Genomic DNA, 10,801 nt, shown 5'->3' with positions numbered 1-10,801 from the left:
TGTTTAACAATCAATTTTACTAACTAATAGCTTTGGAAAACGATTGAAACCCTTTGATATTTGTTTCTTGGACATAGTGGAAACCAAGATTCTGAAGGCTTTTTCTTCTGTCTGCAGAACAATCACTTTGCTTAGCAATAACATCTATATTATTCGCACCGCATAATGCTGTAATAGCGCTAACGACAATTTTGCAGTTTAGTTGTTGTATGTCATTAAGTAATGACTCGCAAACAGCGACTCTATCAAATAGTCCGATAGAAATTAGATTCAAAGATGCGTTTTCTAAACCAAAATCGTCAAGTAACAATATGGCTTTTGAAGACTTCAGATTTATTAATACAGCCAAGAGTTCATCATGCTTTTTGGCTAGCGAGGTTTCACTGATTTTTAATACGATATTGTTAGGGTTAACTTTTGCTTTGTTAGCTGCTTATTGAATCATGCTAGGTAACTCTTCCAACAACAGCACGTTAACAGGCAAACTTAAAGAAATTGAGAATGGATCATTGACGCTAGCATCACGGCCTACAATACTTAACTTTTTGCAAGTCTCATCTAACATCCATTCGACAACTGCGAGCATTTCTCCTATTTGTAGCAACAGCGGCATGAACGCTTCTGGTAGTAACTCTTGTTCATTTACATCCTTAAATCTAAGGATCGCATCAACTCCTAAAAGCCCCTTACCGTTTAATCGCGCTATTGGGAGATAGTTAAACTTGAACGCCCCTTGATTAATTCCTCGTTTGAGTTGCGATGCTAAAAAGGAGCGTTTCTTATATTCCACATTTAACCTTTTATCAAACAGTTCGTACTGATTTTTACCCTGTTGTTTGGCTAAATACAATGCTGCATCTGCCTGTTTAACCAGTGTGTTAGGCGTTGTCTCAGAGGCTAAACCCGTTGCGATTTACCAAACCCGTAAGAGGGTTATATTCAGCGACTTTTCGTAATTTTTCTTGATAGTTGATGCGTGAAGTAATATCCGTAAGCGTGATCAAAAATGAATCGACTACTTGTTTTTCATTTACGGCGATTTGAGCACTTAACTCACACCATTTAACGTCACCTAATGGTGACATTAATTGCAAGTCTTGCCTGTAGTCTTTTCCAGAGTTCAGACATTTTTTAAGTTCATTAAAAAGTAACTTACGCTCTTGCTCTATGAGGGCTGAGCTCCATCCATATCCAAGAGTTTCCTCATGCGTTATGCCAGAATCTAACAACCACCGATCGTTTGCAAAGGTGCAGCGCCAATTTAAATCAATTTTTAAAACTGCTATTGGAATGAGGTGCCGAATGGCTAATAAGTGGTTGTGATCATTTTCGACTAGCTCTTTGAGATGGTGTTGATGTGTGTTTTCGATTATTTGCAAAACCGTACATGTTTTTAACCCATTCGAATATCGAAAGGGTGTAATATCTACGACAGTCTCTTGTCCATCTGTTTTAAAGGCTTGCTGGTCACTAAACATAGCATGAACTTCAACGTCTTCACCTGTTGCGTATTTGTCTTCTTGTTGGGACCACAAAAACAACTCTCTGTAATGAGGTAAATAGTTCTCGACGGGCATGCCAATCAAACCCCGTTTCAAATTGGCGTACAACTGATCATTATGCATACCCGCAAACAAACGTTCTGCGTTCTGATTACTTACAATAATCGATTGCTCTTCGTCTACTACTAATATTGCGGCTGGTGAGGTTGATATAAGGCTTTTTAAAAACTGATTTCCGCGTATATTTTCTTCAAAATTTGTCGGTCTACCAGCAACAACTTCAGCACTGCGCAATGAACACATTAACGAGCCAATAACAGGCTTGATCCGCTCTAGTTGAACACTTGTGTATTTTGTGTCGCATCTAACAGAAACAATTAATGCTCGAAGTTCGTGGTTGATATAAACAGGGACAAAAAACGCGGCTTTTACAGCGCTTTGAGAAGGTAAGAGCGGTACCAAAGTATTCGGGATATTAAGATTAAATACCTGTGTTTGTTTAAAAAATGAATGATTTGATAATAATGCTTTTAATGCCCCCTCGGGCACATCAAAATTATCACTTACATGTCCTAACACTTCAAAAGCGCTCACATCAGAAAGAAGACACTTTGCCTGTTCGTCAGAGACGTAACAAATCGTTTGTTCGCTTTCTGTCAAACCGGAAATATGCTGACAAGCTACTTCAATCATATATCGACGCGCATCTGGATCAAAAAGAAACGTTTGCATGGCAGATATCGCCGTGCGAAGTTGCAAATCAGAACGTCGATTTGGTTTAGAGTTTATTGTACTTGTGACAGTTTTCTTCTCGTTAGCGCGAGTTTCAAAACTTATTTTAAACATTGTTCAATCACCGCATTTTTCTTTTTTTTGCGAAAAAATCAAACTAAATCAGTAATCAATTTACCTTAGTAATGACATGATCTGATACAAACAGCATAGCAAATTGCTCTGATTTCATTGGAAGAGCTAGTCGTAAGAGGTGTATAAAAATACAAAACTATACCAAGGGTTAATATCCACCTTAAAAAAGCGCCATACAACTTGGACCGCCCTGTTTTTGAATATTTTCAATGCAGCGAAGATGCGTGAAAGGGGTTTGGGCAACAAGATGAATTTAATGTGGAAATTAAAAAGCCCTGTAAAAACAGGGCTAATAACAATTTTTATTTATGTATTCCTCAGAATGGAATATCATCATCAAAATCAAAATCAGGCTCTTGAGTCTGTGGTGGCTTAGGCGTATTTTGTTGCGCAGGTTGCTGGTAACCGCCGCCCTGCTGTGGTGGAGCTGACTGCTGCTGATAACCGCCTTGAGGTGCTTGCTGTGGTGCTTGTTGACGTTGATAACCGCCACCGCCGCCCATGTTTCCGCCTTCGTTGCGTCCACCTAGCATTTGCATTTGGTCTGCGATAACTTCTGTTGTGTAGCGGTCGTTTCCGCTTTGATCTTGCCACTTACGGGTTTGTAATTTACCTTCAAGATAAATTTGAGATCCTTTCTTAAGGTATTCACCTGCAATTTCAGCCAAGCGTCTGTACATGGTGACTTTGTGCCATTCTGTGCGCTCTTGTGGTTGCCCTTGTTGGTCTTTCCAGCTCTCACTAGTGGCGATACTAAGATTAGCAACCGCATTTCCATTTGGCATATAGCGTACTTCAGGATCGTTTCCTAAGTTACCGACTAAAATGACTTTATTTACACCTCGTGAGGCCATGATTTCTCCTAATTTTTTCTTTATCGCCTTGCTCTTTTTTACGCTGGCAAGGTCTCAAACGTGCTCTGTTTATTGCATTGATTGTAACTCTTTTTGGTGGCAAGTAGCCAGACTAATTGTAGCTTTTGACTGCCTTAATAATATTGATAAACTAGCCTATGCATAACTGTCTTGAAGGCAAGTTTGTCGCTCAAGATGACTTTAGTGTTTTGTTAACTTGTATTTATCGTTAAGCTTGTGAATTGATAAATCCATTAAGCAGCACAAGCGACTATATGCAATCAATTACACGACAATTCAGAGTTAAAAACCTAGTGCTCATTCTTTTTAGTTTATTGAGCGCCGCCTGTTATCACACTTTACCTTCGACAAAGATGCATTATTGGTCATCTGATTTTTCTGACTCAACACTGGGCGAGTGGAGCTATCAGCTAAACGCTCAAGGGATTAAAATCGTCAATTTAGACGACGATCCTAGCAATCCAGTTACACGCATCACTATTGAGGGAAGCGAAGACTATTTATGGAACGGTCAACCGGCGTTGAACCGAAGTGAGCTACAACACAAACCAAAAGGCATTGCAGAAGGGAACATGACGACCGTTAAATGGCGTTTCATGTTGCCGAAATTATTCACTGATTCTCGTCACGAATTCGCATATTGGGAATCTGACGCTTCTTATCAACAAATCATGCGTTTTAACCTTTCAGCCAATCGTATTAGCTTTACCGACAACAGTGGCGTTACCGCTTGGTCCTACGCTAATTTACAAGCTAATAAATGGTATTCGATGCAGATGAATATTAAATGGTCGACAGATGCGAATGCAGGTCAAGTCAGTATTTTCTTTGATGAAGAACTGGTTTTAGACAAACACAACACCAAAACCTTGCTGGATAACGAAAAAGCTTTTATTCAGTTTGGTATTCTGCGCGATCAGCAAAGCACGCAAGAGACGATTTATCTGGATGATGTAGAAAGTTTTAATACGCTGACTAAATAAGGGGCCTACAAGGCCAAAAATGTACCGTTATTCTGTCTGGTCACTTCACGCATCACTGTTGAAAACATCAAGGGTTCACCGCCATATTGAATGCGATTAGGTTTGAAACCGACTGCGTGAATACGCGCGATTTTATTCCCCTGCTTATCGGTATTTAATCGGTTGATATTTTCAAGCGTCTTGTCAAAAGAACTGCCATTATAATCGTCACCAAACACGTAGAGGGCGAGAGATTTAGAACGGCCATAGGTTCTCAACGCTGTTTCAATCCCTTCGACAGGCGAGCTATTTGAAGAACCCGCAAAGTTCCATGACATCATTGTCGAAAGCGCGAGTCTTCTCTGAACGGGTGTATCTTTGCGCCAATCGCCAAGTTTTACCCCGGGTAAGGGATCGCCGTTGTCAGACAATATTTGAAAACCTTTTATTTCTGGGTGGTTGTTAAGCGTTTCAGACAATGTATCCATGACTTTGCGCCACATGTTTTTCATACTACCTGAGGTATCAACGATAAATATCACATAGTCACTGTCGACCGGAATACCACCTACTTCATCGACGCGTTCTTTAGCTTTACCCGCGTTTATGGCTGCGCGTTCTTGTTCGACTTTTATGACTTTTAGCCCGCTGGCTTGATCATTGAGACTTTGAACATCGTTTTGTGCTCGTGCAACTTCCGTTTCTAAATTTTTGGCTTGCTCACTGACACTGGCTACACTTGCTTGCGCATGCTTCAATTCCTCCAGCTTGATGCTGAGTGCACCTTGTAACTCGCTTAGGCTCATTTGTGCACGGTTGACCGCATTCAACATACCGGCAATTTCGCTAGTATCGTTAAACTCACCTTCATCGCCATTTTTCGCCAATAGAATTAGCATGATCACTGCGCCAAAAGCACATGAAATAATGTCTAAAAATGACAGACTAAACACCTCTATGGGTGTGCGTGTCTTTTTCATGGCCAAGTTGAAGCCGGACTGATCATCAAGCCTCCTGTGATATTCGCCCAATTCCAATAAGCACTTGGGGCTTGTGTATCGCCTTCAAGTGGAAGCAGCACTATATTGGTTTCGGTGCGCGGTGCGAAACGAGCAAATGTATGTTGAAACACGCTAAACCGACAATCACCACTGATCGTTTTTTGAGTGGGGTCACTGGGTTTACAGTTTCGATTACTATTAAACCCGCTTCCGCTGCTTAGCAAGGTCGGTAACCCATCTGTGATAAGGTATAGTGAAGACATATTTGGTTCTGCTCGTTTTGCCTCTTGCAGAGCCACTTGCAGATTAGTGCCTTTGCTTGGAACCAAGGTATCTATATCACTGACTAGCGCTTTTAAAGCATTTGAATCGCTAGCCGGGATACCCGCTTTGCCGCCCAAGATCGATGCTTGTTGATTGAACGACACCACTGTCACTCGCGCATCCTTAGGCAAACGGGCAAGCATCCACATAACAATACGTTTTGTGCGTTGCCATTTAGGTCCTAGTTGCTTGACTTTATCACTTTGCACTTTGCGCTTGAGTATATCGATTAGGTTTTCGTCGGTCATTGAAGCGCTGGTATCGAGCAGAATCACGATGCGTTTACCTTCTACTTTTAACCCCAATAGGTAATTTTCTTCACCGGTACCTGGCGTAGTCAGTAAGTCATCGCTTTGCTTAGGAGCTGCAGCGGCAATAGATTCTTGCAAGTCAGCAACAACGGCTTGCTGCTCATCTACCGCCTTGGCTGCGGCTTGTTGAAGCACGAGTAAGTCATTTATTTGTTGTTTGATTGCATCGATCGAAGCACTTTCTTGTGCAATATTATCATTGACCTCATCAATGGTTTTTTTAACTTGTGAAGCTTGATCATCGATACTGGCTAATTCTTGGGTCAAACGTTCGATTTCATCAGAGGGTACTGGCGTATTTGCACTGAATTTCAAGACGATCAAAATCATCAATACAGCACCTAGCCCGCAAGCCATCACGTCTAGAAAAGCTAGGTTGAACCCGTCTTCTTTGCGCTTTTTAGTCATGCTTTTATCAACACTGCAAGGATAATCAGATCGTTTGTCATTTTAACTGTATCGCTAGGGCTAGTTGTGCAGTCGAGTTAAAAGGTGCGTTTCGCAATTTTTGCGGGTTTTGATCACCATTTGGTCTTGTCGATTGTTTAACATGTGCAGCACATACATCAATACAATTGAAACAAACAAAGACACCAGTGTTGAATTAAACGCTACCCCCAATTTATCTACCATGCCCGAAATATCACCAGCGACCGCTTCTTCGGCTTTTGCTAGCGCCGCGCCGATACCTCTTACCGTTCCGATAAAACCAATACTTGGGATCGCCCAAATAAAATATCGTATTAAGCTGTTTCCCGACTCTAACTGGTCAGCAAGGGATTCAACGCTGTCCCTGATTGCCTCGGATGCATGTTGCACATTTTGTGTATTCTTGTAGCGTCTTAAGCAGTCAATCCATGTCTGCATAGAGCTATTTTGTGAGTACTTACTTTCTTCTAGTTCATTGATGACGTTCTCTACGTTGATCTTTTGATTCTTATCTATTGCCGCTAAATAGTCAGTAGTAAACAAGGGTTCTTCATGAAAGGTGATGCGGTAATATTTATAGGCCATGAGTATCAGACAGAAAAGTCCTAGACTGATACACACTTGCTGCTCTACGTCTTTAAGTATCACCCAGATGTTAGTGGTTGATGCTGCCCCTTGTGCCGCAATAGTGGCTGAGGCAATTGGCCTAACAACACCTTGATAGAAAAAGTGAACCAAAGTCACAATAGCCAAAAAAATGCCCAAAGATATTGGCAGAGAAAGGTTCATATTGGCGTTTTGTTTTTGTGTATTCATGGTGAACCTTTATATGTCTGTTGGAAAAGTGGCAGGTGCGTCTAAACTGATAGCAACTGACGCCAGCGCAGAAATACCCAAAAGGGCAATCGCAAGAAAAAGTACTAATTTTAGACGCTTGTTTTTCATGATAATTTTCTTCTTAACTTATTAGTTTAGCGCTTAAATTCACGCTTCAGCCGTCTATAGCCTCGTAGACCTGCAAATTACCTGCAAATTGCCTGCAAATTAATTGTAGCGAGCAATCCTAAACCCTAAATCGTTTTTAGCACCCTCACCAATCGTCCGTTTGGCCGCCCGTAAGTCTTTGAATTTACCCGTGTTAAAACTTGCACCTTTGACAACATGTTGCTGTCCGCGAAGCGGCCCTAGATAATCAACTTGAACATCAACGGTATTCGGGGACGTATTGGTGTAAAAGTCATTTACCCATTCCCGCACATTACCTGCAAGGTCAAATAGGCCGGCTCTGTCAGCTTTGAAGCTGCCCACTGGGGCGATATCGGCAAAGCCATCATCAAATTTATCGAGAACAAATTGATTGCCCGTAGCTGATTTATCCGAAAAATTAGCAATTTTGTTTTTCAAGCGATCAGAGTTTCCCCACACATATTTTGTTGCGCTGGCACGGTTGGCTTTTCTGGCTAGCCACTCCCATTCAGCCTCAGTCGGTAGTCGGTAGCCCTTGCTGTCTTGATTAAAGCCTAATAACTGATTGTTTTTAATACGATAGAAAGCCGGTAAGCCCTCATTTTCACTTAGCCAATTGCAGTATTTGGCGGCCTGAAGCCAAGTCACCATCGTCAAGGGTTTATTTGATTTGGGTATTTTATTGTCAAAGGCAGCAAACTGAGCCTGTGTAATTTCGTGCCTAGATACCCAAATAGAGCGGCTAAAATCCACTTTAACCTGATGCTCATTGCGAGAGCGCCCTGTCTCATTTGCAGGTGACCCCATCGTAAATGCATTAGGTCGAAACGCCTTCATCTCGATGCCTAAAGTGGATACAAATAAGGGGCGGCCTTCGGCTCGTCTGGCTTCAAACTCTGTCAGCATCTTCGCTTGAACGTTAATGCTGGCCTTGTCTTTTGGTGTAAATGTTTGTACCACATTGCGATAGCCTTCGCGCTTAAATTCCACTTTTGTTGGCAAGGATTGCAAAGCTTTTATCTGTGGTGTCATGCCGATTAATTTGTTATCAAGATACACTTGAGCGGGTAAATTCGACGTAAAATTTACTTCGCCAATCATTTTTTCCAGTGAAATATTTAAAACATCTTTAGTCTGTAAATCGACATTAATACTTGTTTGATATGGCCTGAAACCCTCTTTGCTGTATCTAATTTGATGCTTTTGATTAACCGAAACTGACAACAAACCTGGCTCAGTAGCTTCTCCATTCAGCAACAGCACACCACCGGCCGGTGATACATTCACTTGGACTTGGCCTTTTTTAGGCACAAGTTGGTAGTTTCTCTTTGGTTGTGTGAGATCATCTCGTATCTCGATGTTATCTTCTAAGGTTTCATAATTAGTAAGTTGAAGCTGGATATCATATTGACCTGCTGCTAGTGGAACTGTGAGGGGCGTTTGACCAACAACTCTTTGATCAACAAAGATGCTTGCTCCACTTGGCACAGAGTTAAGCACGATTTGCCCTTCAATTCTTGTTAAATCAAGCTCAAGCTGACGCGTTTCACCTCGCTCAAGGTTTAATACTGATGTCCAGTCGCTATAATACGGATTATCTGCAATGAGTAGATAAGTCCCCGGTGCTATCGAGTATTCAAAGGTTTTACTCACTTGCACAAGTTTGTCGTCGATATACCAACTTGTTTCCCCCTCTAAATGACTTAAATCTGCTGAAATTACCGCGGGACTTGGTGTTAACAATACATCTAAGGTTGATGGAGTCGATTCGTTTATATCTAGGTAAGTGGTTTCAAATCGCTCAGCGGTGATCATTAGCTGAGCTCGACTTCCAAATACATAAAAGCGATTATCCGAGACATAACCTAGCCCTTTCGATAATGATATCGAGGCACTCGGCCTTGCATCTGATGGGTTGATAATGACTACAAAGCCTTTGACAATGAACAACCAAAGAAAAAAGACAGCAAGGACAAAGAGAGTAAGTCCTCCACCAACAACATAGAGACTCGCACCTTTGCGTTGCGCAGTCTTAATGTGGGCATCTAGGTTTAGACTAGATGTTTTTGTTGTCTCGACGCTATTTTGTTCAGATTCGTTCATCACACACTACTGTTATGCTGGTTGCTTGCTTAGTTGAAATATTTAATTTCACTTGTTTCGATTTGAAACCTTCTCTTCTGCCCTCAAACACGTAATCACCAGGCGATAGCTCAATTTGCTTTGAAACTGTCTTACCAACATTGCCAACGCCTAGCACACGGATATCAGTTTGGTTATCTGACAAAACTGTCACGGTAATCAGTGCGCTGGCTTGAGTCAGTAAATCGCTCAGGGTTTTGGCCTTGGCAGCAACATCATTGGATTTTGTAATCACCGACACTGCTTTTTTTAAGGTCTCTTTGGCAGATACTCTTATATTAGTGTCCTGAAGACGTATTGGGTTGGCAATGTATCCATCTAGGGCATTTTCTACTTGTTGAATATCGCGCGCTTGTTTAACTAAACGCTGGAGTTCGATATTGCTTGGAAAAGTCGCCAAAGCTATTTGCCCCTGAGTAAGCACATCAGAGAACTGCTGCTCAGCAAACAGGTTTTTCACCGTATTAACAACCCTCGTCTGCTCTTGTTGTGCATTAAAAGCACGCAACTGTGAAGTGATCTCTTTAATGCTAGAATGACTCGGTTCAATGCGCTTCAAATCACTTAAATGTGTGTTAGCCGCGACAAAATCTCTAGATTCAAGCGATGAATAGGCGCGACTGACTAAAGTTGCAACCTGTTTATCTTTTTGTTTTTCTTGTAGATTATTTAATTCAGCCTGATACTCACTGCGATTGGGGTCTAGCGCAACAATTTGCTGCAACGCACTGATTTGTTTGCTTAGATTATTCTCAGTTTTTGCAATATTAAAGGCGCGTATTGCATCTTGAACTGGCAAAAACGCTTCAATCCTTGTTTGTAAAGAAAGTGCATCTTGATTGATGGGATCGAGCGTAAGTGCTTGATTAAGGCTTAGCCTTGCGCGGTCGATTTGATCTTCAGTGAAATATCGATTTGCATCTAATAATTGAGTATTTACTGCATCAAGCCAATTTGCTTCTACTTGCTTAACTGTCGCAATAGATTCTTCAAGAGAGGCCTTACCCTCGATAAAACCACCCGAAGCAAAACTATTCAACGCTTGATTTTGAAGTGCTTGCGCCTTTTGCATACTTACCCGATCAAACTTGATCAGGCGCTCATCAGATAATAATGGGGCAATAGTTTGTTCATACATTGCCATGCCTTGCATAAATTGCGTTCTGGCGGCTTCAAGAGCTTGCTTACTGGGCGCATTTTCAGCTGCAACAGGCGTGGCCACATTAGCTGAATCTTGGTTGTTGTTAGACGTCGAAAACTGCCATATCAATATGACCAAAACACCAATGACAAGTATGCCAGCAAAAAATAATAACACACGCTTGAACAACAACGTGCGCTTGTCAGCGTTTGCCTGCAACACCTCATCAATTTGAGTTGAAGCTGATGACTTATTCGATTCCATTATGTTGATTCAATACT

The 10,801-nt window shown here is 41.6% G+C and carries 8 protein-coding genes and 1 pseudogene; 1 reads left to right on the top strand and 8 read right to left on the bottom strand.

Annotation, left to right across the window (positions count from 1 at the left end; translation table 11 throughout):
• Positions 1-19: 19 nt before the first annotated feature.
• The 3 genes and pseudogenes from KUL10_RS18780 to KUL10_RS04510 form a co-directional block, all read right to left on the bottom strand.
• Positions 20-790 (bottom strand): annotated as a pseudogene (locus KUL10_RS18780) (EAL domain-containing protein).
• 100 nt (positions 791-890) lie between these two features.
• Positions 891-2,348, bottom strand: a complete 1,458-nt coding sequence (locus KUL10_RS04515) for a PAS domain S-box protein (RefSeq protein ID WP_110427718.1) — start codon at positions 2,346-2,348, stop codon at positions 891-893.
• Between the two features lie 338 nt (positions 2,349-2,686).
• Complete coding sequence (locus tag KUL10_RS04510) at positions 2,687-3,223, bottom strand: single-stranded DNA-binding protein (RefSeq protein ID WP_110427717.1); 537 nt, start codon at positions 3,221-3,223, stop codon at positions 2,687-2,689.
• Between the two features lie 275 nt (positions 3,224-3,498).
• Between KUL10_RS04510 and KUL10_RS04505 the strand changes: the two genes are divergently transcribed.
• The gene (locus KUL10_RS04505; protein WP_110427716.1) at positions 3,499-4,227 is read left to right on the top strand and encodes a heparin lyase I family protein; all 729 of its coding nucleotides are present in this window, start codon (positions 3,499-3,501) and stop codon (positions 4,225-4,227) included.
• A gap of 5 nt (positions 4,228-4,232) precedes the next feature.
• Here the strand turns inward: KUL10_RS04505 and KUL10_RS04500 are convergent, their stop codons facing one another.
• From KUL10_RS04500 to KUL10_RS04480, 5 genes are all read right to left on the bottom strand, one after another.
• Positions 4,233-5,186: a VWA domain-containing protein gene (locus KUL10_RS04500; protein ID WP_110427715.1), complete on the bottom strand. Its 954-nt coding sequence runs from the start codon at positions 5,184-5,186 to the stop codon at positions 4,233-4,235.
• Positions 5,183-6,250, bottom strand: a complete 1,068-nt coding sequence (locus KUL10_RS04495) for a VWA domain-containing protein (RefSeq protein WP_110427714.1) — start codon at positions 6,248-6,250, stop codon at positions 5,183-5,185. Before KUL10_RS04495 ends, KUL10_RS04500 begins: the two co-directional genes overlap by 4 nt.
• 60 nt (positions 6,251-6,310) lie before the next feature.
• Positions 6,311-7,087 carry a MotA/TolQ/ExbB proton channel family protein gene (locus KUL10_RS04490; protein ID WP_110427713.1) on the bottom strand — a complete coding sequence of 259 codons (777 nt, stop codon included), beginning with the start codon at positions 7,085-7,087 and terminating at the stop codon, positions 6,311-6,313.
• A gap of 228 nt (positions 7,088-7,315) precedes the next feature.
• On the bottom strand, positions 7,316-9,340 hold the full coding sequence (locus KUL10_RS04485; RefSeq protein ID WP_110427712.1) for an SUMF1/EgtB/PvdO family nonheme iron enzyme: 2,025 nt from the start codon (positions 9,338-9,340) through the stop codon (positions 7,316-7,318).
• The gene (locus KUL10_RS04480; protein ID WP_110427711.1) at positions 9,327-10,784 is read right to left on the bottom strand and encodes a lipopolysaccharide assembly protein LapB; all 1,458 of its coding nucleotides are present in this window, start codon (positions 10,782-10,784) and stop codon (positions 9,327-9,329) included. The genes KUL10_RS04485 and KUL10_RS04480 overlap by 14 nt, the downstream gene beginning before the upstream one ends.
• Between the last annotated feature and the right edge of the window lie 17 nt (positions 10,785-10,801).

Source organism: Glaciecola sp. KUL10 (genome assembly GCF_003203515.1).
GTDB lineage: Bacteria > Pseudomonadota > Gammaproteobacteria > Enterobacterales > Alteromonadaceae > Glaciecola.
Note: the sequence above shows the minus strand (reverse complement) of the source record. Positions and strands in the feature narration are given on the sequence as shown.